Below are 24,987 nucleotides of genomic sequence, written 5' to 3'. Positions count from 1 at the left end.
GAGGGAAGCCGCCTGCTGGTGGGCTGGTCGATGGAGCTGGAGCACACCCGCCAGCCGATTGGCTTCAGCTTCGGCGATCCCGCGCTGAATCCGGCGACGGGATACATCGACCCCATCCTGATGGAGGATGAGGGCCACCTGATGACCATTGCGCCGACCGGTGCCGGCAAGGGCCGGGGCTGCATCATTCCGGCGCTCTTGCGCTATGATGGCCCGGTCATCGTGATCGACCCGAAGGGCGAGAACGCCCTCGTCACTGCCCGGCGCCGCCGGGAACTCGGCCATCAGGTTGCCATCGTCGATCCCATCGGCATCACAGGCCTCGAGACGACGGCGATCAACCCGCTGGACCTGCTGGATGCCGACAGTCCGACCCTGGTCGATGATGCGATGGCGGTCATCTCGACGATGATGGACAACCGCCCCGGCCGGAACACAAGTGATGGCGACTACTGGTCGGAGCGCGGCGCGACTTTCGTGCTGGGCATCGTTCTGCATGTCCTGTCCGACCTGCCGGAAGGGCGCCGGCATCTCGGTACGGTGCGCGAACTGGTCGCCCAGGCGATGGGCGAGGTCGCCATCTATTCGAACATGACCGAGAATGCGGAGATGCGCGGCAAGCGCGCCCCGCCCGATACCGTGCTTGGCCGGCTGGAACGCTCACGCAATGCAGAGGCCGCTCGCATCGGCCAGATGCTGCGCCTCGGCGCGGTCTCGACGCTCGGCGGCATCCTCTCCTTCTCGCAGTCCATCGTCGAGATCGCGCGCGGCGACGCCATCACGCAGAGCCTTTCTTCCACTGGCTTCGACTTTGACGGCATCACGCGCGGCGATCCGATCTCGATCTATCTCGTCCTGCCCCCGCACATGCTGGACAGCCATGCCAAACTCATCCGGCTGTGGGTGCATACGCTGATGACGCTGATCACCCGGCGCAATGCAAGGCCCAAACACTCGACCCTGTTCATCCTCGATGAGGCCTCCCAGCTCGGCACATTCATTCCGCTGCGCCGGGCGATCACGCTGATGCGCGGCTATGGGATGCAGACCTGGAGCTTCTGGCAGGATCCGAGCCAGCTGGTGAACCTCTACCCCAATGACTGGCAGACGATGGTCAACAACTGCCGGGCCGTTCAGTGCTTCGGGGCGAACACCATGCTCGCTGCCGAAGCCATGTGCGGCATCGTCGGCTTCCGCCCGGCAGACCGGCTGCTCGACCTGTCGGACCATGAAATGCTGCTGCAGCTGAAAGGCGATGCCCCGATCGTGGCGCGCCTGCCGGACTACCGCAACGACCCCGCCTTCGAGGGGATGTTCGACGAGAACCCCTTCCATGATCCGGACCGGCCCGTCATTCGCCCGGAGATCGAACGTGTGGTCGTGCGCCAGAAAACGGCCGAACCCGGCGCCGAAGGCGAGACGGTGGAAGTGCTGCCGGCGCAGGACCTGGTGACCGCGCTGCGGCGGCGGCGCCAGCCGAAGCCTCCGGCGAAGGAGGCCCCCGGGCTCTTCCCGGAAGATGAGCCGGAACCGGACACGCCGTCAGCGGACACCCCACCGCCCGAGAAGCCGTCGGAGGACTAAAGCGGCGTTCCGAAAAGTGGGAACCGGTTTTCGGGAAAACGCCACGATTATTCAAAGACCGGGGACATCGGGCTGATTCAAGGAATCAGCCCGATGTTCCAGGCGCTCAATACCCCCCGCCGAGGGCGGCATAGAGATTGATCGCCGCTGTCAGCCGGTCGAGCCGGGCGAGGACGTAATTGTTCGACGCATCGAAGAAAGTCTGCTGCGCGGTCAGCAGGCTCGTCAGGTCGCCCGCACCGGAGCGGTAGCGCAGCTCGGCCGCATCCAGCGCATCAGCGGACGCCTCGCGCGCAATCGCCAGCTGGGCCTCGCGGGCTTCGGCCGCCTCCATCGCGCTGAGGCTGACATCGACATCGCGCAGCGCGTTCAGGATTGCCTGCCGGTAGCTTGCGAGCTGCGCCATGCGGCGCGCTTCGGCGGCTTCCAGCTGGCCTTCCAGCCGCCCGCCCGAGAAGATCGGCGCCGACACCGATGCCGAGAGCGAGCCAACGAGATTGCCGCCGCCGGTCAGCAGGCTCGACAATCCGGCGCCGAGATCGATGCCCGGCATGAACGCGGCGCGCGCCGCGGCGATGTTCGCGTCAGCCGCCCTGAGGTTGGCTTCGGCCTGCAACAGGTCCGGCCGGCGCAGCAGCAGGTCTGCCGGCAGGCCGGGGTCCGCCTTGGGCAGCGCCAGCGCCAGCACATCGGTATCGGGCGCGGCAAAACCCTGCGGCGCCGCGCCGGTCAGGATCGCCAGCGCGGTCTCGAGGCTCGTGATCTGCGCGCCGAGCTGCGGGATACGCGCGCGCGCATTCGCCAGCTGCGCCGACTGGGCCGAGACATCAAAACCGGAGATCGCGCCCGCCTCATAGCGCACCTCGACGATGCGAAAGATGCGCTCGGAAATCTCGAGATTGCGGCGCGCCACTTCCAGCTGCGCCCGGCTGGAGAGGAGCCCGAACCAGGTGCTCGCGACATCCGCCTGCACGGTCAGCTCCAGCGCGCGCTGCTGGAATTCCGCTGCGTCAAGGCTCGCCGCCGCCGCCTCCAGCCCCGCGCGGTTCGCGCCGAACAGGTCCAGCTGGTAGGACGCCGAAAGCCGCCCCGTGGCGCTGATATCATCGAGGCCGCGATCGGTGTCGCTCCCCGCAGAGAGCCCCGCGCTTGCCTGCGGCAGGAAGCTCGCGCCTGCGACGCGCAGCTGCGCGCGCGCAGCCTGAACATTTGCGGCGCCTTGTGCCAGCGTCAGGTTCGCGTCCCGCGCGGCTTCGACCAGCGCGTCGAGTTCCTCCGATCCGAACGCGGCCCACCAGGCCGCTTCCGGCGCGCGCAGGCCTTCGATCTCGCGGGCATAATCATACCCCTCCGGCACTGCGAAGCCGGCACCGTCTTCCAAAGGCGCAGCCGGCGGCGGCCCGAGGCTCGCACAGGCTGCGAGGGTCAGCACAGAGGCAGCAGAAATCAGGGTACGCATCAAACTCATCACTCCGAAGCGAGCGCTGCCACGGGGTCGAGCCGCGCCGCCTTGCGCGCCGGCAGCAGGCCAAAGACCAGCCCCGTGCCGAGCGCTGAACTGAAGGCCAGGATGGCCGGCAGCGCCGTCACCGCCACCGTCATTCCCGAATAAGAGAGGATCATGCAGACGCCGAGCCCGATCAGTACCCCCGCAATCCCGCCGAGGCCGCCCACGACAAGCGACTCCACCATGAACTGCGTCATGATATCGGAGCGCCGCGCGCCGGTCGCCATCCGTACACCGATCTCGCGGGTGCGCTCCGACACACTGACCAGCATGATGTTCATGACGCCGATTCCGCCGACGAGCAGAGAGATCGCCGCGACCGAGCCGAGCAGGATCGAGAAGGAATTCTGCGTCTGCTCCACCGATTCAAGGATGGAGGCGGTGTTCCGGATCTGGAAATCCTCGACGCCGTGACGCGACAGCAGCAGGCTGTGGACGGATGCCTCGGTCTCTGCAATCTGCCGCGTATCGGCCACCGCCACGGTGATCGACGATAGAGACCGCTGGCCGAACAGGCGCATCATGGCAGTCGAGATCGGCACCAGCGCCACATCATCCTGGTCCTGCCCCCAGGCTGTTGCGCCGCGTTCTTCCAGGATACCGGCCACTTCGAACGGCGCCCCGCCGATGAACACATACTGCCCGACCGCGCGGGACACATCCGGGAACAGGTTGCCCGCTGCCGTTGTGCCAAGCACCACGACCCCCGTCCGCCGGTCAACATCACTGCGCGCAAAGAATGTGCCGTGGATCAGCTTGCGGTTCTGGGCGATCGGCCAGTCCTGAGAGGTCCCCTCAATGGAGGTCTGGTAATCCTGTCCGCCGACGCGCAGCGTGGCACGGCCGCCGCGCGAGGGCACGGCGGCGAGGATGTTCTCGAGTTCGCCAATCGCCTGCGCGTCTTCAATGGTCAGCGTTGCGACCTCCGAACCACGCATCCGCTGGCCGGGCGCGCCGGGGCGCACGAACAGGAGGTTCGGCCCCATCGATTCAAACCGCGCCATCACATCCGCCCGGCTGCCTTCGCCGATGGCAAGCATCGCAACCACTGCCGAGACACCGATGATCACGCCCAGCAGTGTCAGCGCGGTGCGGAACAGGTTCGCGCGCAGGGAGCGGAACGCCATCTTCACCGACTCTGCCACCTGCACGAGCGGCGACGGGCCCTTGCGCTGCTGGCGATATCCGGCAGCCTCTTCGGGCACCGACACCTCCGCCCCCGTATCATCGACAATGCGGCCATCGCGGATCTCGATGACCCGCTTGGCCCGCGCCGCCACTTTCGGGTCGTGCGTGATCAGGATGATCGTGCGCCCTTCCGAATGCAGCTCTTCGAGGAGGTTCAGAAGGTCATGGCTGGAGCCGGAATCGAGCGCACCTGTCGGCTCGTCAGCGAGGATCACCTCGGCATCATTGACGAGCGCGCGCGCCACGGCCACGCGCTGCTGCTGGCCGCCGGACAGCTGGCCCGGCTTGTGATGCAACCGTTCGCCGAGGCCGAGCCGCGCGAGCAGGCCCGCGGCCTTCTCCTTGCGCTCGGCTAGTTTGAGGCCGGCATAGACCGCCGGGATCTCCACATTCTCGGAGGCCGAGACACTGCCGAGCAGGTTATAGCGCTGGAAGATGAAGCCGAAGGTCTGCCGCCGCAGCGCGGCCAGCGCATCGGCCTCGAGCTCCGAAACATTCTGCCCACGGATGGTATAGCTGCCCCCGGTCGGCCGGTCGAGGCAGCCGAGAATGTTCATCAGTGTCGACTTGCCGGAGCCCGACTGGCCGATGATCGCGACGAACTCGCCGGAGCGGATCGTCAGCGACACGCCGTCGAGCGCACGCACCTCGGTTTCGCCGGCGCCGTAATAACGCTGCACATCCTTCAGCTCGATCAGGGGCGCGTTCATGCCGGAACCTCCCTCAGCCGCGGCGAACGCCCGGCGGCGGACCGCCTGCGCCGCCCGGGCCACGCTGGCCGCCCTGCTGCTGCTGGCCAGAGCCGGGGCGCGGAATGGCCACCTCGCCGGTGACCACTGTCTGGCCGGGCTCCAGCCCATAGAGTATCTCCGCCTGCGTGCGGGTGCGCAGGCCCACCAGCACGGGTTGCGGACGCGGCGTGCCGTCTGCCTGCATCACCAGCACCGTGGCCATCTCGGCGCCCGGGTTCGCCTCGCGCGCTGCGCGCATCGCTTCGCGCCGCTGCGGATCACCCCCGCCGCCGGCCGCGCCAGCTGCACCGCGCGCTTCACTCGCTTCCGCCTGCATCAGGCCGCGCCCGCCGCCCTCGCGGCCACCGGCGCCACTGCCACCACCACTGCCTCCACCGGGGCGCTGCCCGCCCCGCGGCTGCGACTGAAGCGCCGTCACCGGCACCAAAACGGCATCGCGCGCCGCGCCGGTCAGGAAGAACACCTGCGCCGTCATCTGCGGCTTCAGCCGGCTCTCGGGATTCTCGACATCCAGCAGCGCCTTGTAGAGCACGACATCATTCAGAACTTCCGGCGTCGGAAGTACCTGCCGCACGACGGACGGCCAGCGCCGCGTGCCATCGCCCAGCGTCGTGAACCACGCCTCCTGCCCCGGCAGGATGCGCAGCACATCGGCCTCCGACACATCGGTTTCCACCGTCATGATCGACAGGTCGGCCAGCGTCAGGATTGTCGGCGCTGTCTGCGCCGCATTCAGCGTCTGGCCTTCCACCGCGGCAACCGAAACGACCGTCCCGTTGATCGGGGCGTAGATGTTGGTGAATTCCAGCGTCGCCCTCTGCGCGCGCAGGGTGGAGGCCTGCCGCGAAATCTGGGCGTTGATCGCCTCCAGCCGCCCCTGCGCGACGGTGTAGTCGGCCTGCGCGGCCTCGAATTCGGCGCGGGCAATGGCGTCATTGTCGAACAGCATCTTCGCGCGTTCGAAATTCGCGCGGGAAAGATCCAGCGAGGCCTGCTGCTGCTTGCGGCTGGCCTCCAGCTCGCGCAGCTGCGCCTGGCTCGCCTCGACATTGGTTTCGGCAATCGTGGCATCAATGCGGGCGAGCAGCTGCCCGCGCTCGACCTCATCGCCCGGCTCGACCAGCAGCTCCGTCAGCTGGCCGGAGACCTGCGCGCCGACCGCGACCGAATCCCGGGGGCGGATCTTGCCCGCCGACGAAATCGTCACCTCAAGGTCGCCCCTTGTCACTTCCGCGGTCGTCAGCTCGGGCGGCTTTTCACGGCCCCAGATCGTGCTCCACGCGAACCAGCCGGCAGCGGCAGCAATGATGGCGGCGAGGACCCAGGCCCGGCGACCGGTCAGGAAAGGCAGTTTCAGCATGAACACTTGTCCACAAATCGGTGGTGCAACAGGGCTTTAACGCGCCCGCTGGCGGTTTTCCGTCGCGGGCAGGTGCAAGAAATGCACCACTCGCGCCGTCCTTACGCCTGTTACGCCCGATCCGATGACAAAAGTTTGCTGTAAACGGCCCGATTTGCGGCTTGCCGGTTATTTCCCGCGCAATCTGTCGCGGAAATCGCGCTTGGCAGCCTCCAGGTTGCCCGTCAGCTGCTGGCGCAGGCCCATGCGCAGCTGGTCAAGCCGCTGTGCCCGCGCCTCCAGCACGTCCTCGCCGACCCCCACGCCCCTCATGGCGTCCATCAGGCTCGGCCCCATCAGCTTGAAGCCGGGGGCATCCTCTATTGCCCCGATGGCCCAGAAATCGGTCTCGACCGCCCAGAAGTCCATCGTCTCGAACGGGATCCAGCAATAACCGCCCTGGGCCCAGCGCGTGCTCCAGCTGTTGCGCACCAGATAGCACCGCTCCGCCATGTCATAACCGACAATCAGCATTGCATGGCCTGATGGCGGGCGCTGTGTCACGACCTGGTCGGGCCGGGGCATCCGCCCGGTCTGGTGGGCAATATCGTAATACTCGCCGGGAGCATACATGCCGAAGACGACCGGCAAGCCGTGCGCAAGGGCGACGAGCGCGGGAACGCCGCGCGGTGTGCGGGCATACTGCGTGGCTTCATAATTGCGGCCATTCTGATAGGCCGCCTCGGTGGGCCGCGTGATCACAAGGCTATCCTGGAACGGCCAGAGCCGCTCCTCACACGCGCCATAGGCGAGGATGGACGCCATCCCGTGATGGATAAAACTTCCCGAATCGAGATGCGTGGAGTTGCCGATGATACGCGCGTTGAAATACACGAAAAGGCGCGAAAGATCAGTAAACGGACGGCCTGACTTGATCTGGTGGTATTCCATGGCGCCGACAACGGCCTGCGCAACGCACGACTGCGTCGTGCCCTGGTCTTCCACCGGCGAGCAATGTGCCCGCAGGTCCACCCGGTCGGGCAGCCGGATATCGGGAACCGACAGCGTTGGCGCCGCCGACGGTGTTGTCTCAAAGCGGCAGCCATTCAGGCTGTATCCGGACCAGGCATCAGACATACGGTTTCCCCCTTCTGGATTGGGATTGGGCATGAAGTTCACGGCGCCGCACCGGTCGCAGATCGTGCCGGCAGAGGCCGGCCCGCCGCACAGGTGGCAATCCTTGACGATGAAGCCGTGAGGCGAGTTCGGAATCTTGTCGGTCATTATGGACACGGCTCGTCTGGCAGGTGGTTGATGTGGAACCGGCCCTGATCCATCAGATTGTTCATCGGGTCATAGAGCTGGTAGGTGATATGGCACGTCTGGTCCCACTGGGCCCGGCCATTGAAGGTGAGGTTGGCCGCTGGAATACTGAACGAAATGGTGCCAGCTGCGCCGTTCAGCCGCCCGGAAATCCGCGCCGGAACGCCAAAGACCGAATGTATGCCGGACCCGGAGAATGATCCGTTATTGGACATCCGCATCGTGAAGGTCTCTCCGGTTTCATCGACCCAGGTACCGCTCAGCGTACTGAGGGCGGGCGGGTTGACCGGGATGATCCGTGGCCCGAAATCACTGCCGGAAGGCCGGGGCTCTGCTGCGCGGGCGTCATCCGCATAGACCGGCGCCGGAGCGGGAGCCGGACGGGGACCGCTGCTGCCCTCCTCCCGGACCGCTTCCAGAATCGCCATCACCGCGACCACGGCCAGCCCGATCCCGCCCCAGAGCCTCAGCTTCTTCTTGTCAAAACTGAACGTTGTGGTTCCGTCTTTGTCTTTGTCTTTGTCTTTCCGGATATCTTCCTTCACCGGACCGGTCAGATTGACGCCGTCCACCAGCATCTTGCGATACTCCGCTGCCGACCGAGGCCGGCTCGCCGGGCGGTTCGACAGGCCAAGCTCGATCAGCCGGTCAATGCCTGCCGGTACATCCGAGCGCCCACCGGACGGCGGCTGCCAGTGGCCCTGCGGCAGCACATCCACCAGGAGCTCATAGAAAATCACCGACAGGGAATAAAGATCCGCCGGCGGACCTGCCGTATCCGGATTGGTCACCTGTTCCGGCGCCATATAGCGCGGCGTGCCGAGGCCCGTGCCCGTTCCGCTGTCGAGGGCGGCGCCGGCTGCGCGCGCGATCCCGAAATCGAGGATCTTCAGCGGCGCGGCGGTCTCGGTCGGCTCCTCCACCAGCATGATGTTCTCAGGCTTCAGGTCGCGGTGGATGACCCCCGCCGCATGGGCGGCAGCCAGCCCGTCGAGCACTTCGGCCACGATGCGCGCCGCCATCCGCAGGGGAATTTCCTTCCGCTGACGGATTTTCTCGCGGTGCCAATCCCGAAGCGACTGGCCCTTGAGGAATTCCATCGACACGAACGGCTGGCCCTCCGCCTCGCCTGCATCATAGACGGCCACGATATTCTTGTGGCGGATGTCGCGCGCCGTGATCCCCTCCGCGATCAGCCGGCGCACGGCCGCAGGGCCGGAGAGCCGGTCCGCACGGATCAGTTTCAGGGCAATATCCTTTTCCGCCAGCCGGTCAGCTGCGCGGTAGACAACGCCCATGCCGCCCCGGCCGACGACCTGCTGGATCGTGTAGCGCCCGGCAAACTCTGCGCCCGCTGCGAGTTCGGGCGCAGGCTTCAGGCCGCCGGGCCGGGTTTCCAGATCGCCGACGGTTTCCATTCCCCCAATGGTCATCATGCCGGCGAGGCCCGCTTCCTGGTCTGCGCCGCAGGCGGTGCAGAAACGGTCCCCCGCCTCCATCTCCGCGCCGCAATTCCTGCACTTCAACATCATCCTGCCCCTGACTATCTTGCGCTGCCGGCGCGCTGGAAGACGATCCGTCCGACGCGCCCATGTTCCGTCCGGAAACTGACTTTGAGGCTCAGGCTGTCCGGCGCGGCGACAAGCGGCGAAATCACATCGTTACCGGAGAGGCGTATGGCTTTTCCTTCACCATACGCCTCGCCGTTCACGCGCAGTCCCCCACCGCCAGTGACTCTCAGGACCAGCCGGTCCGACTCGATGTAGAATTCCATATGCCGCCGGGAGATCAGCCGGCTGAGCGCCTCATCCAGCGTCCCGTCCGGCGCGGTGACCAGGAGGCGCAGGTCGCCGTCGCCGCCCTGCCGGCGTGTGCGGCTGCGGCCTGCGGCGAGCACGCCATCGGGCGCCAGGATCGGCCCGTCGAACGGCGCGTCCCCCTCGCCGAAGCCTGTCCAGCAGAGCTCTGCATCGCGCGGCACCCAGGTGTCCGCATCTATTCCCCGCAGGCCGAGGCGCCGCTCTTCCCGCTCGGCGCGCACCATCGCAAGGCGCATCGCCTGATCCGTCTGCTGAGGACCAGTATCGCGCCCTGCCTTCCCGCTGATATACACCATGTTGCCATGCCCGGCGCTCTCGCCGCCGATATTCACGACGGGCCCGGTCTCGCTCGACGGATCCTCGACCATCAGGGTAAGATTGCCGATGAAGGCAAAATTCTCCTGCCGCCAGCGCCAGCGGCTGGCCATCGCCACCATCACCTGCAGCCCATGCGCGCCTGCGCGCTCGATCTCCCGCGCGACAACCGGAATGGGCCGCGTCTCGCCCGCCTCCAGCCGCTCCCAGCCGAGGTGCTCCTCCCGCCAGGGACCCATCGCCTCGCGGCTCCAGAGCCCGGTGACAAACAGCGGCCGGCCAACGGAAGAAAGGTTCGCCAGCGACAGCGGCAGCGTCACCGCCCCGCCCACACGGGCCGTTTTCAGCGCCCCGGCATCGACCTGCAGATACGGCGCCACACACACCGTACACAGACCATGATCATCGAGCAGCCCGCCGCACTCCTCAGATGCCATGCACCGGACCAGCGCCTTGCCGCATTCGCTGCAGAACGCCTCGCCCGCATCCAGCGCGGAGGTGTAGCAGCAGGCAGACCGCGTGCGCTCAGGCAGGGGAAGCCGGGTGGATGACATGCCGGAACGCCTCCCTCAGGTCCGCATCCGGTGGCCGCAGCCGCCGCAGAAAATTGCCTTCGCCGGCAGCTTGCGCCCGCATTTCGGGCAGTCGACCGTCGCCCCGGCAGAGCCTTCCGGCATGTCCGGCACATCGCCGCCCTTGCCGCCCGCGCCATGCGCAACGCCGGTCGCCCCGGCCATGCCGGCCTGGAGGATATCCAGTTCATGCGCGCGCCCGGCGGCGCGTTCCTCGGTCGCGCCCTTGATCAGCTCACGCATGATTTCCATCGACTCCTGGCTCGAGCCTGCCTGCGCGCGGGCCTGTTCCTTCAAGACCTCGGCCACATGCGGCGAGAGGCCGGCATTGATTGCCAGGATCTGCTCCGGCGTCATCTTCGCGCCCGCCATAAGCTGCTGTGTTCGCGCATCGGCCTCGGCCTTCATCCGCGCAATCTCGGAATCGGACTCCGCTTTTTGCCGGCGGATGTCGCGCTCATTATCGCTGTCGGCCTTGAACTTCTCGGCCTCCATCATCCTTTGCAGGTTCTTCGCCGCCTGTTCCTGGGCCAGCCGCGCAAGCTCCAGCTCCATCCGCTGGCTTCGCTCGCGCAATTCGAGATCGGACAGAACGCCCATCTTCTTGAGGTTCTGCGCGTGCCTGGCGTCAAGTTCCTCGATCTCCCGCTCGGTCTTGCGAAGGCGTGCCGCCTCGCTCGTCAGGTTGATGAGGTGGCCCGCATCGGCGATCTCATTCTCCATCTTGGCGGCGCGCTCGGTGCGCAGCACCTCGATTTCATGCGCCAGCGCCTCGAGCTCCTGGCGCCGCTGCGCCTCCTCGCGGGCATCGATGAACCGCACCTCGCTCTGCAGCACCATATGGGCGAGTTCATCCTCGCTCGCGGCCTGCAGCTTGGTGAGGTTTGTCGAGGCGTCCAGCTGGAACACTGTCGATTCCGACTGCCGCTCGACCTGCCGCTTCAGGAGGTCCAGCTGATAGTCCAGCGCTTCCTGCTGACGGTCGATCTGCGCCCGCTCGAAGGCTTCGCGCTCGACAGCGTTCATCGCCCATTCAACCGAAACCGCGCGTACCATCAGGCCGAGGTCGCCGCAGACACGCTCGGCCTCCTTCATCATGTCCGCCTGGATCTTGTCCTGGATGCCGGCATCGCCGCGAATATCGGCGGCATCGGTTCGGCGCAGCACCGCCTCGACCACGCGGTCGGAGAAGTGCGGCGCGATCCGCTCCAGCACATCCTGGCGCGAGATCGCCTTGCGGCCCGGCAGCGGATTGCCGTCAGGGTCCGTCTTCGCCTGCTGGCGCGAGGCGCCGCTCATCAGCCCAAGGATGTTCGAGGGCTTGTCGGGGTCTAGCTGCAATTCCAGCGTCGCGACCCCGGTGACCTCCACATTGTCCCGCGACAGGCCGCGCACAGCGAGCTTCACCGGAAAGGGTTTCAGGTCTGCCAGCATGATCGAGATGTGCGACGAGCCACCGGCAATGCCTTTGATTGCATTGACAAGTCCGCCGACGGAGAAATGCGCGCCCTTGAAGCTGTCGATCAGCTGGCCGTTGCGGAACAGGAGCGCGGCGAGATCAGGCGGTGCAGCAAAGCGCTTTTCGAAGAGGCCCTTGAATTCGGACTCCCGCATGAATTCTGCGAGGAGGTTCGGATCAGAGAGAACGAGCGGTTGCGAGGCCATGGATCAGCCCTCCTTCTTGGCGGACGGGAAAAACTGGGTGTAGATGCGGGCAATGATGATCAGGACACAGATCGTGAAGGCGATCGGGTGCTGCATGATGATGCTCGTGATGCGCTCCCAGGCGGTGTATTCGCCGACATAGTCGCCCATCCGGCTGATCGTGAAGATCGAGCTGACGATGATCGAGAGCAGCGTGAACAGCGAGAGCAGGAAGGTCACGAGGCCGGAAATCCGCTGTGCGAACGTCATCGGTGCGTTGCGCCGGGCTTCCGCCTCTGCGGCTTTCGCGGCGGCGGTGGCGGCCTCGGCGGCGGCCTTTGCCTCTGCCTCGTCACGCCGGTCGAGGTCTTTTTCATGTGCCGCGCCGCGTTTGATCGCTTCGGCGCGGGCCTTCCTGTCGACTTTCAGGAAGTCCGGCTGGGCTTTCCGGTTCCGGCCTGCGGCGTGAACCGGGGTCAGGTTGGAGGCATGGCGGCGCCAGACCACAAAAACCGTGATGGCCAGCCAGATGCCGGCTGCGGCCATCGTCACATTGAAGAGAAGATCAATGATCGGCCAGGCTTCCGGTGGGATCTGATCGAGCGTGTCTTGCATGGCTGGTCCCCTTGGGGTTTCTTGCGTTCCTGTCATTGGAGGCGCGGGATCGCGGCAAAACGGGTCACAGGCCCGCAGAAATAATTTCTGCTGCAGCGGCAAACCTTGTGACGGCACGGAACTTGCGACAGTTTGCGCGCGGGAGACGCATATGTCTGAAACCGGCGATGCCTCAGCAAAACGGCTGCTCGACGCCTGGCGCGCGGGCGATCTCGGCGCGCGCGACGAGCTGTTTACCCAGCTCTACACCGAACTTCGCCAGATTTCCGCGGGCCTCATCCGCTCCGAACGCAACCTCTCCCTGTCGACCGGGGACCTGGTGAACGAGGCGGTTATCCGCCTGATGCGGGTCGATTCGGTCGAATGGGCCGACAAGGTCCACTTCCTCGCCCTCGCCGCCCGCGCCATGCGCCGCGTCCTGATCGACCATGCCCGCAAGAAACGCTCCGACAAGCGCGCCCACCAGCGCGTCACCCTCGTCTCCCGCCTCTCCGATGGCAGCACCGACCGGATCGAGATGGACGTGCTCGAAAAAGCCCTGATCCGCCTCAGCGTGATCGACCCCGACAAGGCGGAGATTGTCGAGCTGCGCTATTTCGGCGGCATGACGCTGGAAGAGATTGCCGAAATCCGGGGCGTCTCCGAGGCGACCGTCAAGCGCAACTGGCGGGCCGCGCGCGTCTGGCTGCTCGACTGCCTCAATGAAGCGAAGCAGGATGACCACCGACTCGACTGAACGCCTCGCCCTGGAAATCCTCTCCGCCGCGCTGGACATGCCCTCCGGCGAGCGGGACGCCTGGGCGGCCGCGCAGTGCGGGGATGACGCGGCCCTGCAGAAACGTGTCCGCGCCCTCCTCGCCACCGCCGGCTCCGCCTCCGGCCTCCTGATGACCGGCGGGGCGGGCCGCGACTCGCATGAACCGCCTGCGCCCGAACGGGTCGGCGCCTACCGGATCACCGGCACGATCGGCCAGGGCGGCATGGGCGCGGTCTACAAGGGCGCGCGCATTTCAGGCAATTTCGACCAGACCGTCGCCATCAAGGTCATCCGTCCCGGCGTCCTCTCCGACATGCTGATCGAGCGGTTCGTGCGCGAACGCCAGATCCTCGCCACGCTCAACCATCCGAACATCGCCCGCCTCTATGATGGCGGCGAGATGCCGGACGGCGCGCCCTACATGATCATGGAATATGTCGATGGCGAGCCGATCCTCGCCTGGGCCGAGCGCACCGGCGCGAGCCTCGACGAACGCCTGGACCTCTATGCCGCGCTCTGCAATGCCGTCCAGTTCGCCCATCAGAACCTGATCATCCACCGCGACATCACCCCCTCCAATGTTCTCGTCAGCCGCGACGGACATGTGAAGCTGATCGATTTCGGCATTTCCAAGCCGCAGGAAACCGTGCCTGGCCGGCTGATCACCCCCGCCGATGCGCGCGACGTGCTGAGCTATACGCCCGGCTATGCCGCGCCCGAGCGCGCCCGCGGCGCCGCGGCCAACACGCTGTCGGACATCTTCTCCCTCGGCAAGCTCCTCGCCGACCTCACCCGCCCGGAAGAACGCACGCCGGAGCTGTCCGCCATCATCGCCCGCGCCTCGGCCAGCGATCCGGCAGAGCGCTACGCGTCCGTCACCGCGCTGGAGGAAGACCTTGCGAATTACCGCGCCGGCCATCCCGTCACCGCCTATGGCGGCAGCGCGGCCTACCGCGTGCGCAAATTCATCGGCCGCCACCGCGGCGGCGTGCTCGCCGTCGCCGGCGTCATCCTCGGCCTCACCGCTGCGCTCACCGTCACCGTGCTGCAATACAACCGCGCCGAAGCGGCCCTCGCCGTCGCCAATGACCGCTTCACCCAGGCCCGCCAGCTCAGCCGCACGCTGGTCTTCGATGTCTATGACACCGCCCAGCAGGTCTCCGGCACGATGGAAACCCGCACCGCCCTCGCCAATGTCGTGCGCGACTATATCCAGGGCCTCGAACTCGATGATGCGGCCCCGGATGATGTGCTCCTCGAAGTCGGCATCATCACTTCGCGCCTCGCCGACCTCTATGGCGGCATCGGCATCGCAAACCTTGGCGAGACCGAGACGTCAAACCAGCTCTTCCGCGACGCGCGCGCCGCACTTCAGGAAGTCATCGCCCGCAACCCGGCGGATGCGGTGGCCCGCGCCGAACTGGTCATGGCCGAGCGTATGCTGACGATGCAGGCGCTCTATTTCGGCAATGCGCTCGCCGAGGCCCGCGAACTGAACGCCAGCGCCGCCGCCCATGCCGAAGCCGGCCTCGCCCTGAAGCCCGAGAATGAACGCCCGCTCCTGCGCCATATGTGGAGCGTGCGCACCGACCTCCTCCAGCTCCTCCTTGCGGCAGGCGAAACAGAGGAAGCCCTCAGCCTCGTGCGCGCCTGGCGCGCTGAACTGACGCCCGAAATGCTGGAACGCCTCGGCAATGGCGGCGAGATGGGCGCCTATCTCGCCATGCAGGAAGCGAGCTTCCTGATCCGCGAGGAACGCGGCGCCGAGGCCATCGCCCCGCTCGAATTCACCATCGCCCACCGGACCGCCGAACTCGAGAAATCCCCGGAAAACTATTACCAGAAGACCCAGCTGATGGTCGCCGTCGGCGAGCTCGCCACCGCCACCCGCCTCGCCGGAGACCTCGCCGCCGCCCGCGCCAACGCCGCCCGCGCCACACAGCTCGCGCGAGAAATCATGGCCGCAGACCCCGATGACGCCGGCGGCCCGGAAGGCCTCTCCGCCATGCTGCAGAAGGTCGCGACCGCCGAATCCGCCTCCGGCAATCATGACGCCGCCCGCCGCGCGCTCGACGAATCCGCGATCCTCTTCGAAGACCTGATCGCGGCCTTCCCCGGCGAGTCCTTCTATGAATACCGTATGCTGAACATTCTTTCCCAGACGGTTCAGGTCGATGCCGCTGCCGGGCCCTCCACAAGCTGGTCCTGCGGCCGGGTGCGCGCGGCAGAGCGGCGCTTCGATGTCGCCGCCCGCCTCGCCAATCCGGAGCCCGACTGGAACCTTGAGGGCATGGCAGCCCTTGCGGAGTCCGGCTGTTTCAGCTGACGCCTGCCGGCTGCCTCAGATCTGGGTGCCCACGCCAAAGTCGCGCCGCGCTGCCACGATGCTCAGCATCGGCCCGGCCACAACATCCAGCAGGGTAATGACCATCAGGAGGAAGAAGGTCGAGGTATGGAAGCCCGGCACCGCCAGGAAACCGATGATACACACGATCAGCACGCCCAGCGACAGGCCGTGATTGATGATCGAGTCGCCCTTCGTGCGCACCGATTTCAGCACTTCGGCAAACAGGCACAGCAATCCGACCAGCAGGACCAGGTCCCGCATCGTGAAGACCCAGTCTCCGCCCGAGAACATGCCCGCCGTGAAGATCGGGCGCGCAAGCGCAGCCTCCGTGCCATTGCTGCCCGCTGTCATCGCGATCAGGGCATAGAGCAGGATCGGCAGGAACAGGAACGGGAGGATGATGAAGATGCGCAGCATGGAAGGTCTCTCCGGTCGGGCCGTCCTGCCCGCAACACGGGCGGGTCCGGCGGTGAGGCCAGGAGCGGCCTCACTTCTTAAGGCGCAGGAATGCGCCGCAGCGGGTCACCCCGCCGGTTATGGCATTTGCCAGGCCGATTGTCAGGCCGCTTGTCAGGGCGCCGGCGTGCGGAACGGCTCCAGCCGCGTCAGCGTCAGCGTGTAGGCCGCCGCCGCCAGCGACGTCTCCTGCGTCTCGGCGCGCAGCAGGCCCTCCGCCCAGTAGGCAACCTCCAGCCCGCCAAGCTGCACGCCGTTCTCCGCTTCGATATGCACGATCTGGTTCGGCGGCGGCGCCGGCGAATGGATACACGCCCCGGCATAGGGCACCAGCAGGAAGCTGCGATGCCGGCGCCCGCTGCCGGCCTCGAGCGGCACTGCATAACCGGGGATGCGCACGAACATGCCGTCAAGCTCCGGCACCGTTTCGAAACTGCCGATCTGAACGGGCACATCCTCTGCAGATCCGTGCTCGACGGGCGCCAGCCCATCGGCGCCATTGCTGTAGCGCTCCTCCAGCATCTGGAAATACGCCGCCAGCTCCTCGTCCAGCGCGTCCAGCCCACCCTCCGGCATCAGGTCTTCCCAGTTGAGCGGCACCGGATCGCCGGGCTTCAGGCCCCAGAGGCCCGCTGCCCGTTCATGCGCCGACTCCGGCACGGCATGTCCTGTCTCCTGCACCGGCGGGGCAACCGAGACATAGGGCTCAGGCTCGGCCAGGTCTGCCGCCGCAGCCGCAGAGGGCATTGCGGGCGGCTCCCCATCCGGGGCCTCCCCGGGATTGCCGCAGGCAGCAAGGGCCAGAAACAGCCCGGCCAGCAGCGGCACGGGAGAACGACAAAAGACGGAGCGCGCGCACATCATGCCCCCAGCTATGCGACGGTCCGGGCCAAGGCTCAATATCGCCGATTCAGTCCTGCGGCTTGCCCGCCGCCCCCGCCTGCGCTATGCCGCGCGCGTCATCTGGGGAGTAGCCAGCCGCCGCAAGGCGGGCTTTCGCATCAACATACTTGGCCGAGAGGTCATGGTGCGGGAGGGCCGGTCAACACCGTCCGGGCGAGACCAATGACATCACCTCCTGCCGCGCCGGGCAGGGAGGCGATGTTGTTGGACTCGAAACCGAACTGCCCGGCCCGGAGACTGATCCCTTGGAAGCCCTCTTCACCTCCACCGCCGTCGTTGCGCTCGCCGAGATCGGCGACAAGACGATGCTGCTCGCCATCGTGCTCGCCACACGGTTCAAACGCCCGGTGCCGATCATCCTCGGCATCCTCGCCGCGACGCTGGCCAACCACTTCCTCGCCGCCTTCGTCGGCGCGCAGGCCGCCGCCTTCCTCGAAGGCGACTGGTTCCGCTATCTCGTCGCCGCCTCCTTCGTCGTGATGGGCGCCTGGACGCTGATCCCCGACAAGGCCGATGAGGACGCCGCCGCCGCGCCCGCCCGGTTCGGCGTGTTCGTGACCACCTTCGTCGCCTTCTTCCTGGTGGAGATGGGCGACAAGACGCAGCTCGCCACCGTTGCCCTCGCCGCGCGGTTCAATGATGTGCTGATGGTCACCTTCGGCACCACCGCCGGCATGATGATCGCCAATGTCCCCGCCGTTTTCCTCGGCAATGAACTCATCCGCCGCGTGCCCCTGCATGTCGTGCGGGCGATCGCGGCGATGCTGTTCATCGTCATCGGCCTCTGGATGGCGGCTGAAACCGCCGGCTGGTTCTGAACCGCGCTCAGGCGCTGCGCAACAGGCGCAGCACCAGCCGCTCCCGCTCCGGCGGGAGCCCCCGGTGCACGGCCGCAAACAGCCGCGCCTCCAGGAAATGCCCGGTCAGCTTCAGCCCGTCGGCCACATCCTGCGGCGTCAGCCCGGCGCCCGGCGCGATCAGGAAAGGCGGCAGGCGCAGGAGCCGGTCGACATAATCCTCCGCCTCCGATCCCCGCACCGCCCGGCCGGTGCGCGGGGACACATGCGTCAGCCCGTCATTCGCCCCGGTCAGCGCGCAGACATCAAGGTCGAGGCCAAATCCCAGCGCGCCGAGCAGGCCGAGCTCCCAGCGCACATAGAGCGCGGGCCACACCTCGCGCTCGGTCAGCGCGTCCAGCAGCACAGCCGTCGCCTCGAACAGCGCCGAGCCTGCCGCATCGCCCTCGTTCAGCCCGGCTCGGAGTAGCGCTGTCACCGAGGCCAGCGCCGCCAGCGCGGGGGCATCGTCGAGCAACTGACTCGCCCGGTCCACCTGCGCCTCGGCCACATCGAACCGGCCAAGCTGGTCATCCAGCCGCCCGGTCCAGCTCAGCGCAATCGTGTTGCCTGCCTCGAACTGCGCGCGCCGGCGCCGCGAGGCCCCGCCATAGACAAGGCCGGAGCGCCGCCCCCGCCCGCGCGTCAGCACATCGAGGATCAGCCCGCCCTCGCCAAAGCGGCGCCCGCCGAGCACGATGCCCTCATCGGACCAGTTCATGAGACTGCCTCAGCCATATGGTCCATTTCGGACGGCTGGCCGCAGAAGTCGAGAGCCCTCAGCCCTGCTGGCCGCGCCCGCGCTCGGTCACCTGCCGGCGCGCTTCCTCCACCGCATCGGCGGTCACGTTGCGCGCATGTTCGGCGGAGCGGCGGACTTCTTCCTTCAGCCCCTCCGCGAACGTCATGCCGAAGCCGTCATCGATCATCTTCTTGTAGCCCTTCAGCATCACCGGCGGGCAGCTTGCCATCTCCGAGGCGAGCTTTATCGCGGCGGGCACAAGCTCCTCGGCCTTGTAGACCCGGTTGACGAGACCCCAGCGCTCGGCGGTCTCGGCGTCGAGATAGTTGCCCGACAGCGACAGCTCCTTCGCGCGGCTGATACCGATCAGGCGCGGCAGGCGCTGCGACAGGCCCCAGCCCGGCATGATGCCGACGCGCGCATGAGTGTCGGCAAACTTTGCATTCTCAGACGCCAGCAGCACATCGCAGAGCAGCGCAAGTTCAAACCCGCCGGTAATTGCAAAGCCATTGATCGCGCCAATGATCGGATACGGGTAAGCCATCATCGCGCGGGCAAGGTCGATGGATTTCGCATCCTCATCCACGCCGAGCGCAAAGCCCGTCTGGCCGGCTTCCTTCAGGTCCACCCCTGCCGTGAAGGCCCGCCCCGCCCCGGTCAGCACGACCGCGCGGATCTCGGCATCATCCTTCAGCTCGGTGAACACCCGCACAATCTCTGCCCGCAGCGCGCGCGAGAGCGCATTCAGCGCGCCCGGACGGTTCAAGGTCACAAGGGCAACCGCGCCCTGGCGCTCGACAAGGATGATGGGCTCTGCGGTATCAGGCATGGGGGCGTCCTCCGGATGGGGTTGGGCGGATCGGGTTGGGTTTCTGTCGGGCAAGTGTAGGGCGCCCGCCCCCTGCCCGCCAAGCCTGACGCGGCGGCGGGTCAGCCCCCCTTCGGCTTGAGAACCATCCGCCAAACGGCAACGCCCACCGCCACCAGCGCAATCAGCGCGGCGAGATAGAACAGCCCCATCTTCAGCGGCGTCACCCAGGCCTTGGCGTCCAGCACATCCGCCGCGCCCGACAGCGCCAGCGCCTGGATCATATTCTCCGTCAGGTCCACCACCAGCACGGCAAATCCGGGGACAGCCGCCAGCGGCCCCCATTTGCCAAAAAAGCGCCAGCCGAGCCCGGCAAACAGCAGCCCGAAACTCAGCGGAAATACCGTATCGATCAGCACCGTCACCCGGAAATGCGCGGTCTTCTGTGCCTCGCTCATGCCCGCCAGCGTCTCGCGCAGGACAGCCGGATCATCCAGCGTGTCGAGATACTGCCCGCCCACCGCCGGATTGAAAGCCTGGAAGCCCACGACACACAGAACCGACAGCCCAAACAGGGCCCACAGTACCGGTGTCCGTGTGATGATCTTCATGGCCGCCTCTCCCTAATCCGCCGCGACCGGCTCCACACCGAGACGCCGCATCAGCGCCTCAAGCTCGCCGCGCACACCTTCGAGCGCCGCCATATCGCGCGAGCGCGCGACCAGCGCCACACCGTGATCGCCAACGCCCAGATACCACGGATAGGACCCGATGGAGACATCCCCATGCGCCGCAGCGATGGCGCCCAGCGCCTCGGCAATATCCCCCTCCCGCAGCCCCGCCCCGCGCAGCTGCACCTTGTGAACCACCGCCCCGCCCTCAAGCCGGGGGCCGATATCTTCCAGCATCGCGCGGGCAATCTGCGGCACGCCGGCCAGCGTGAAGACATTCTCCATCTGAAAACCCGGCGCGCCGGAAACCGGATTCTTGACGATCTTCGCGCCGTGCGGAATGCGCGCCATGCGCCGCCTTGCCGGCGTGAATTCCGTATTCATCGCCGCATAGCGCGCCGCCATCTCGGCGATCACTTCGGGATGTTCGGAAATGCCGACGCCAAAGGCCGCCGCAATTGCATCGGCGGTAATATCGTCATGGGTCGGACCAATCCCGCCGGTCGTGAACACATAAGTGTATTTCGTCCGCAGCGCATTCACCGCCGCGACGATTTCATCCTCGATATCCGGCACCGTCCGGCATTCGCGCACAGGGATGCCCAGCGGCTCCAGGAATTGCGCGACCTGCTGCAGGTTGATGTCCCGCGTGCGGCCGGACAGAAGCTCATCCCCGATCAGAAGGACCGCCGCGCTGGGCTCGCTCATTCGCCGCCCCGCATGGCCGCATAGACAAGCTCAGCCGACTCGGTCCGCATCTCCTGGTCCAGAGAGCCGCCGAACACCTGGATCATGCCGATGAAGGTCAGCTTGTTCGATGGGTCCACCCAGAACCAGGTGCCCGCCGCCCCGCCCCACATGAACGAGCCTTTGGGATAGACCGCATCCTCGGCGATGATGACGCCCACATTCAGCCCGAAGGCCACATCGTTCACCGCGTCCGGCGAGGTGCCGTTATGCCAGATGAACTTGCCCGCCGGCAGGAAATTGAAGGCCATCATCTGCGCGGTCTTCGGCTTCAGGATCTCAACTCCGTCCAGCGAACCGCCGTTCGCCAGCATCGTGGCAAAGCGCGCATAATCCTCCAGCGTGCCGACGAGGCCGTGGCCGCCGCCTTCGAAGGCAATCGTGTCCTTTTGGTAAAGGAAGCCCGGAGCGTCCAGCGGGCCGATCAGCGCGCCCGTCTCCGGATGGCGTCCCCACACATCGGAGAAGCGATCATACTCCGCCTCCGGAACATAGAAGCCCGTATCCGTCATGCCCAGCGGCTCGAAAATCCGTGTCCGGAAGAACTCGCCCAGCGACATGCCGGAAAGGCGTTCGATCATCGCGCCCTGGATGTCCACGCCGATGGAATAGTCCCACATCTCGCCCGGCTGGCGTTTCAGCGGGATTGCGGCCACCTTGCGGATCATCTCCTCCGCATCCGGCGCCGCAAAGATGTTTGCCGCGCGGAACTGGTCATCGACATAATTGCCCGGCGCGAGGCCATAGCCGAAACCGGCGGTGTGGCTCATCACCTCCTGCACCGTCGGCGCGCGCTCCATCGGCACCAGCACCGGCGCGCCCGCCTCGTCCAGCCCGGTGAACACCTTCAGGCCCTCGAACTCCGGGAAATACTTCGTGATCGGATCGTCCAGCTCGAACAGGCCTTCATCCCACAGGATCAGCATGGCAACACCCGTCACCGGCTTGGTCATCGAATAATAGCGCCAGATCGTGTCTTCCTCGACTGGCGCGCCATCGGCGGCCCGGCGGATGCCCGCGCGCATGTCGGAGACCACGTCCCCGTCCTTGATCAGGCGCGTGGCAATGCCCATCACCCGGCCCTCATCCACATAGGCCGCCATCCGCGCTTCCAGCGCGGCGATGCCTTCGGGCGTGAAATGATACTTGCCTTGCGGCTCCACCGCCAGCGACAGCGGACGCACCTCGGCGGGCGCGGCGGCCTGCGGCGCGCTCGCGCAGGCCGCCATTGCCGCAAGGGCAGCCAGCGCGGCTGCTCCCATCCCGCTGTGCCAGAATGCCCGCATTGCCTGTCCTCCCGCTGGTTTCGTGCTGCGGTTTACTGGCAGGCGCCGCCCGCTTCGGCAAGATGGCAGACAAAAAGCATGGAAAATCCACCCCCCGGATGGCATATACGGGCGATGACCGACACCGATCTCCTCCTGCCCGTCCGCACCGGCGAAATCCGCATCCACGACGCCGAAGGCTTCGAGGGGATGCGCCGCGCCGGCCGCCTCGTCGCCGAATGCCTCGACATGCTGGTGCCGGAGGTGAAGCCCGGGGTCACCACCGACCATCTCGACCGGCTGGTCTATGAATTCGTGAACGATCACGGCGCGGTCTCCGCCACCATCGGCTACCGGGGCTATCGCCATGCCTCCTGCATCTCGGTCAACCATGTGATCTGCCACGGGATTCCGGGGCCGAAGGCGCTGAAGGAAGGCGACATCGCCAATATCGACGTGACCCTCATCCTCGATGGCTGGCACGGCGACCACAGCCGCATGTACGGCGTCGGCGAGGTCAAGCGCAAAGCCGAGCGGCTGATGGAAGTCACCTATGAGGCGCTGATGGCCGGCATCGCCGCCGTCAAGCCCGGCAACCGGTTCGGAGACATCGGCGGCGCGATCAGCGAGATTGCGCGGCTGAACCGTTTCTCTGTCGTCGATGATTTCTGCGGCCACGGCCTTGGCCGGCTGTTCCATGACGAGCCCAATGTCGTCCACTCCGCCCGCGCCGGCACCGGCCCGGAGCTGAAGCCCGGCATGTTCTTCACCATCGAGCCAATGCTGAACCTCGGCCGCAAGGACGCCGCCATCCTCCCTGATGGCTGGACCGCCGTGACCCGCGACCGCCAGCTCTCGGCCCAGTTCGAACATTCCGTGGGCGTCACAGAGACGGGCTGCGAAATCTTCACCGCCTCCCCCAAAGGCTGGCACGAACCCTACAAGGCCCAGCGCGCCTGAAAAATCGCCCCTGCCTGGGGTGAGGGGTTTGGGGGTGAGGGGGCGCAACGGCGCGGCAAATCATGAGGTCAAGGAATCTCCGCCTGCCACCTCGCCTCAGCCGGCACACGAGCCCATCAACCCATCGTCACTCCCGACCGGCGCAGCCGGTCTGGGAGCTTGTCTCCGAACCTGTGATACTCCGCCTACGGTGATGTCAGGAGATGGGCGCCCAGATGATCTGCGATCATCGGGCGTGACGTACAATGAGGACCCGGGAAAAGTGCCAGCCTTTGCTGGCCCCTACCCCTCCAGCCCCTCGCCCTCATCCAGCCCCAGCGCAATGTTCAAATTCTGCACCGCCGCGCCCGAGGCGCCCTTGCCGAGATTATCGAGCCGCGCCACCAGCCGCGCCTGGTCATCGCTGCCGAACACATAGATCTCCAGCCGGTTCGTCCCATTGCAGCCTTCGGCGTCCAGCGATTTAAGCGCGTCGCCCTCCGCCAGCGCCGCCACCTTCACGAATCGCTCGCCTGCAAAGGCCGCCGCCAGCGCGCCGTGCACATCCTTGCGCTTCGCCTGTCCCGGCAGCGCCCACAGCGCCAGCGGCACCTCCACGATCATCCCCTGCGCAAACCGGCCCACGGCCGGCGTGAACATCGGCAGGTGCGCAAGGCCGGCATATTTCTTCATTTCCGGCGGATGCTTGTGCGCCTGGCCGAGGCCATAGATGCGATAATTGTCCGCCGTCTGATGTTCCTCGAACTCGGCAATCATCGGCTTTCCGCCCCCGGAATATCCGGATACGGCATTCACCGTCACCGGCCAGTCCGGCGGAAGGATGCCGGCCCTGACCAGCGGGCGCACCAGCGCGATGAAGCCGGTGGGATAGCAACCCGGATTGGAAATCCGCTTGGACGCCGCAATCGCCGAACGCTGGCCCTTGTCCATCTCGGCAAAGCCATAGACCCAGCCCGGCGCCGTGCGGTGCGCGGTCGAGGCATCAATGACCACCGTGTTGGGATTCTTCACAAGGCTCACCGCCAGCCGCGCGGCATCATCGGGCAGGCACAGGACCACCGCATCGGCCCGGTTGATCATCGCGGCGCGCGCCTCGATGTCCTTGCGCTTGTCAGGATCAATCGAGATCAGCTCGAGATCCCGCCGCGGCGCCAGCCGCTGGGCAATCTCCAGCCCCGTCGTGCCAGCCTCGCCATCAATGAAAACCTTGGGATTCATGGGCCGTCCTCAGTTCCTATAAGCCCCCTCTCCCTCGGAAGAGGGGTTCCAGTGGCGCAAAACCCCAAAACAAAACGGGCGCCTCGTTTCCGAAGCGCCCGCCAGAAGATGTAAAATCCCTGCTTGCGGATCAGCGCTTCGAGAACTGGAAGCTGCGGCGGGCTTTCGCCTTGCCGTACTTCTTGCGCTCGACCACGCGCGGGTCGCGCGTCAGGAAGCCGTGCGGCTTCAGCACGGGGCGCAGGCCCGGCTCGAACGCGACGAGCGCGCGCGAAATGCCGTGGCGCACCGCGCCGGCCTGACCCATCAGGCCCGAGCCCTTCACGGTCGCGATCACGTCAAACTCGCTCGCGCGGCCGGCTTCGATCAGCGGCTGGGCGATCACCATGCGCAGAACCGGACGGGCGAAGTATTTCTCCTGGTCGCGGCCATTGATGATGATCTTGCCGGAGCCGCGCTTGATCCAGACGCGGGCAACCGCTTCCTTGCGGCGGCCGGTGCCATAGGCGCGGCCCTGGGCGTCGATCTTCGGAGCAATGCTGACTGCCGGCTGGGCAGCCGGCGCGCCGGTCATGGCGCCAAGATCTTGCAGCGAGTTGGAAGTGTCGGTCATGTTTA

At 66.5% G+C, this 24,987-nt stretch carries 22 protein-coding genes and 1 riboswitch; of the genes, 5 read left to right on the top strand and 17 right to left on the bottom strand.

The window, feature by feature from the left end; translation table 11 throughout:
• On the top strand, window positions 1-1,584 hold a 1,584-nt coding region (locus ACK4SV_RS05440; protein WP_409916789.1), incomplete at its 5' end, for a type IV secretory system conjugative DNA transfer family protein.
• A gap of 106 nt (window positions 1,585-1,690) precedes the next feature.
• Here the strand turns inward: ACK4SV_RS05440 and ACK4SV_RS05435 are convergent.
• From ACK4SV_RS05435 to ACK4SV_RS05400, 8 genes are all read right to left on the bottom strand, one after another.
• Window positions 1,691-3,043 (bottom strand): efflux transporter outer membrane subunit, encoded by a 1,353-nt coding sequence (locus tag ACK4SV_RS05435; protein WP_409916788.1) that lies wholly within the window; start codon window positions 3,041-3,043, stop codon window positions 1,691-1,693.
• 8 nt (window positions 3,044-3,051) lie between these two features.
• Complete coding sequence (locus ACK4SV_RS05430) at window positions 3,052-4,989, bottom strand: MacB family efflux pump subunit (protein WP_409916787.1); 1,938 nt, start codon at window positions 4,987-4,989, stop codon at window positions 3,052-3,054.
• Between the two features lie 13 nt (window positions 4,990-5,002).
• A complete protein-coding gene (locus ACK4SV_RS05425; RefSeq protein WP_409916786.1) occupies window positions 5,003-6,391 on the bottom strand; it encodes an efflux RND transporter periplasmic adaptor subunit in 1,389 nt (462 codons plus the stop codon).
• A gap of 168 nt (window positions 6,392-6,559) precedes the next feature.
• The gene (locus ACK4SV_RS05420; protein ID WP_409916785.1) at window positions 6,560-7,654 is read right to left on the bottom strand and encodes a C1 family peptidase; all 1,095 of its coding nucleotides are present in this window, start codon (window positions 7,652-7,654) and stop codon (window positions 6,560-6,562) included.
• Entirely contained in the window at window positions 7,654-9,222 is a 1,569-nt protein-coding gene (locus ACK4SV_RS05415) for a serine/threonine-protein kinase (RefSeq protein ID WP_409916784.1), read from the bottom strand. Before ACK4SV_RS05415 ends, ACK4SV_RS05420 begins: the two co-directional genes overlap by 1 nt.
• A gap of 14 nt (window positions 9,223-9,236) precedes the next feature.
• A complete protein-coding gene (locus ACK4SV_RS05410; RefSeq protein WP_409916783.1) occupies window positions 9,237-10,382 on the bottom strand; it encodes a hypothetical protein in 1,146 nt (381 codons plus the stop codon).
• 15 nt (window positions 10,383-10,397) lie between these two features.
• Window positions 10,398-12,065: a hypothetical protein gene (locus ACK4SV_RS05405; RefSeq protein ID WP_409916782.1), complete on the bottom strand. Its 1,668-nt coding sequence runs from the start codon at window positions 12,063-12,065 to the stop codon at window positions 10,398-10,400.
• Between the two features lie 3 nt (window positions 12,066-12,068).
• The gene (locus tag ACK4SV_RS05400; RefSeq protein ID WP_409916781.1) at window positions 12,069-12,659 is read right to left on the bottom strand and encodes a hypothetical protein; all 591 of its coding nucleotides are present in this window, start codon (window positions 12,657-12,659) and stop codon (window positions 12,069-12,071) included.
• 151 nt (window positions 12,660-12,810) lie between these two features.
• Between ACK4SV_RS05400 and ACK4SV_RS05395 the strand changes: the two genes are divergently transcribed.
• Window positions 12,811-13,395 (top strand): sigma-70 family RNA polymerase sigma factor, encoded by a 585-nt coding sequence (locus ACK4SV_RS05395; RefSeq protein ID WP_409916780.1) that lies wholly within the window; start codon window positions 12,811-12,813, stop codon window positions 13,393-13,395.
• Window positions 13,376-15,742 (top strand): serine/threonine-protein kinase, encoded by a 2,367-nt coding sequence (locus tag ACK4SV_RS05390; RefSeq protein ID WP_409916779.1) that lies wholly within the window; start codon window positions 13,376-13,378, stop codon window positions 15,740-15,742. The genes ACK4SV_RS05395 and ACK4SV_RS05390 overlap by 20 nt, the downstream gene beginning before the upstream one ends.
• A gap of 15 nt (window positions 15,743-15,757) precedes the next feature.
• On the opposite strand, the gene ACK4SV_RS05385 is transcribed toward ACK4SV_RS05390, so the two are convergent.
• On the bottom strand, window positions 15,758-16,180 hold the full coding sequence (locus tag ACK4SV_RS05385) for a hypothetical protein (protein WP_409916778.1): 423 nt from the start codon (window positions 16,178-16,180) through the stop codon (window positions 15,758-15,760).
• Between the two features lie 153 nt (window positions 16,181-16,333).
• Window positions 16,334-16,966, bottom strand: a complete 633-nt coding sequence (locus ACK4SV_RS05380; RefSeq protein ID WP_409916777.1) for a DUF3299 domain-containing protein — start codon at window positions 16,964-16,966, stop codon at window positions 16,334-16,336.
• A gap of 205 nt (window positions 16,967-17,171) precedes the next feature.
• Window positions 17,172-17,354: riboswitch (yybP-ykoY riboswitch) on the top strand.
• Between the two features lie 13 nt (window positions 17,355-17,367).
• Here ACK4SV_RS05380 and ACK4SV_RS05375 point away from each other — a divergent pair.
• Complete coding sequence (locus tag ACK4SV_RS05375; RefSeq protein WP_409916776.1) at window positions 17,368-17,940, top strand: TMEM165/GDT1 family protein; 573 nt, start codon at window positions 17,368-17,370, stop codon at window positions 17,938-17,940.
• Between the two features lie 7 nt (window positions 17,941-17,947).
• On the opposite strand, the gene recO is transcribed toward ACK4SV_RS05375, so the two are convergent.
• From recO to ACK4SV_RS05350, 5 genes are all read right to left on the bottom strand, one after another.
• The gene (gene recO / locus ACK4SV_RS05370; protein ID WP_409916775.1) at window positions 17,948-18,679 is read right to left on the bottom strand and encodes a DNA repair protein RecO; all 732 of its coding nucleotides are present in this window, start codon (window positions 18,677-18,679) and stop codon (window positions 17,948-17,950) included.
• A gap of 58 nt (window positions 18,680-18,737) precedes the next feature.
• Window positions 18,738-19,529 carry an enoyl-CoA hydratase gene (locus ACK4SV_RS05365; protein WP_409916774.1) on the bottom strand — a complete coding sequence of 264 codons (792 nt, stop codon included), beginning with the start codon at window positions 19,527-19,529 and terminating at the stop codon, window positions 18,738-18,740.
• Between the two features lie 101 nt (window positions 19,530-19,630).
• Complete coding sequence (locus ACK4SV_RS05360) at window positions 19,631-20,119, bottom strand: hypothetical protein (protein ID WP_409916773.1); 489 nt, start codon at window positions 20,117-20,119, stop codon at window positions 19,631-19,633.
• A 12-nt stretch (window positions 20,120-20,131) separates the two neighbouring features.
• Entirely contained in the window at window positions 20,132-20,887 is a 756-nt protein-coding gene (locus tag ACK4SV_RS05355) for a competence/damage-inducible protein A (protein WP_409916772.1), read from the bottom strand.
• Window positions 20,884-22,212 carry a serine hydrolase domain-containing protein gene (locus tag ACK4SV_RS05350; protein ID WP_409916771.1) on the bottom strand — a complete coding sequence of 443 codons (1,329 nt, stop codon included), beginning with the start codon at window positions 22,210-22,212 and terminating at the stop codon, window positions 20,884-20,886. Before ACK4SV_RS05350 ends, ACK4SV_RS05355 begins: the two co-directional genes overlap by 4 nt.
• 114 nt (window positions 22,213-22,326) lie before the next feature.
• Here ACK4SV_RS05350 and map point away from each other — a divergent pair, with 114 nt between their 5' ends.
• Window positions 22,327-23,151, top strand: a complete 825-nt coding sequence (gene map / locus ACK4SV_RS05345) for a type I methionyl aminopeptidase (RefSeq protein ID WP_409916770.1) — start codon at window positions 22,327-22,329, stop codon at window positions 23,149-23,151.
• Window positions 23,152-23,433: 282 nt separating this feature from the next.
• On the opposite strand, the gene argC is transcribed toward map, so the two are convergent.
• Both argC and rpsI read right to left on the bottom strand, forming a co-directional pair.
• Window positions 23,434-24,369: an N-acetyl-gamma-glutamyl-phosphate reductase gene (gene argC, locus ACK4SV_RS05340; protein WP_409916769.1), complete on the bottom strand. Its 936-nt coding sequence runs from the start codon at window positions 24,367-24,369 to the stop codon at window positions 23,434-23,436.
• A gap of 130 nt (window positions 24,370-24,499) precedes the next feature.
• Window positions 24,500-24,982 carry a 30S ribosomal protein S9 gene (gene rpsI, locus ACK4SV_RS05335; protein ID WP_409916768.1) on the bottom strand — a complete coding sequence of 161 codons (483 nt, stop codon included), beginning with the start codon at window positions 24,980-24,982 and terminating at the stop codon, window positions 24,500-24,502.
• Between the last annotated feature and the right edge of the window lie 5 nt (window positions 24,983-24,987).

This window comes from Hyphomonas sp., from assembly GCF_046313735.1.
GTDB lineage: Bacteria > Pseudomonadota > Alphaproteobacteria > Caulobacterales > Hyphomonadaceae > Hyphomonas.
This window is presented reverse-complemented; position numbering and strand designations above follow the sequence as displayed.

Bases quoted from the DNA above. Each gene is read 5' to 3' on its own strand.
- ACK4SV_RS05435 (WP_409916788.1), bottom strand. From the start codon at position 3,043: ATGCGTACCCTGATTTCTGCTGCCTCTGTGCTGACCCTCGCAGCCTGT.
- ACK4SV_RS05430 (WP_409916787.1), bottom strand. From the start codon at position 4,989: ATGAACGCGCCCCTGATCGAGCTGAAGGATGTGCAGCGTTATTACGGC.
- ACK4SV_RS05425 (WP_409916786.1), bottom strand. From the start codon at position 6,391: ATGCTGAAACTGCCTTTCCTGACCGGTCGCCGGGCCTGGGTCCTCGCC.
- ACK4SV_RS05420 (WP_409916785.1), bottom strand. From the start codon at position 7,654: ATGACCGACAAGATTCCGAACTCGCCTCACGGCTTCATCGTCAAGGAT.
- ACK4SV_RS05415 (WP_409916784.1), bottom strand. From the start codon at position 9,222: ATGTTGAAGTGCAGGAATTGCGGCGCGGAGATGGAGGCGGGGGACCGT.
- ACK4SV_RS05410 (WP_409916783.1), bottom strand. From the start codon at position 10,382: ATGTCATCCACCCGGCTTCCCCTGCCTGAGCGCACGCGGTCTGCCTGC.
- ACK4SV_RS05405 (WP_409916782.1), bottom strand. From the start codon at position 12,065: ATGGCCTCGCAACCGCTCGTTCTCTCTGATCCGAACCTCCTCGCAGAA.
- ACK4SV_RS05400 (WP_409916781.1), bottom strand. From the start codon at position 12,659: ATGCAAGACACGCTCGATCAGATCCCACCGGAAGCCTGGCCGATCATT.
- ACK4SV_RS05395 (WP_409916780.1), top strand. From the start codon at position 12,811: ATGTCTGAAACCGGCGATGCCTCAGCAAAACGGCTGCTCGACGCCTGG.
- ACK4SV_RS05390 (WP_409916779.1), top strand. From the start codon at position 13,376: ATGACCACCGACTCGACTGAACGCCTCGCCCTGGAAATCCTCTCCGCC.
- ACK4SV_RS05385 (WP_409916778.1), bottom strand. From the start codon at position 16,180: ATGCTGCGCATCTTCATCATCCTCCCGTTCCTGTTCCTGCCGATCCTG.
- ACK4SV_RS05380 (WP_409916777.1), bottom strand. From the start codon at position 16,966: ATGCCCTCTGCGGCTGCGGCGGCAGACCTGGCCGAGCCTGAGCCCTAT.
- recO (WP_409916775.1), bottom strand. From the start codon at position 18,679: ATGAACTGGTCCGATGAGGGCATCGTGCTCGGCGGGCGCCGCTTTGGC.
- ACK4SV_RS05365 (WP_409916774.1), bottom strand. From the start codon at position 19,529: ATGCCTGATACCGCAGAGCCCATCATCCTTGTCGAGCGCCAGGGCGCG.
- ACK4SV_RS05360 (WP_409916773.1), bottom strand. From the start codon at position 20,119: ATGAAGATCATCACACGGACACCGGTACTGTGGGCCCTGTTTGGGCTG.
- ACK4SV_RS05355 (WP_409916772.1), bottom strand. From the start codon at position 20,887: ATGAGCGAGCCCAGCGCGGCGGTCCTTCTGATCGGGGATGAGCTTCTG.
- ACK4SV_RS05350 (WP_409916771.1), bottom strand. From the start codon at position 22,212: ATGCGGGCATTCTGGCACAGCGGGATGGGAGCAGCCGCGCTGGCTGCC.
- map (WP_409916770.1), top strand. From the start codon at position 22,327: ATGACCGACACCGATCTCCTCCTGCCCGTCCGCACCGGCGAAATCCGC.
- argC (WP_409916769.1), bottom strand. From the start codon at position 24,369: ATGAATCCCAAGGTTTTCATTGATGGCGAGGCTGGCACGACGGGGCTG.
- rpsI (WP_409916768.1), bottom strand. From the start codon at position 24,982: ATGACCGACACTTCCAACTCGCTGCAAGATCTTGGCGCCATGACCGGC.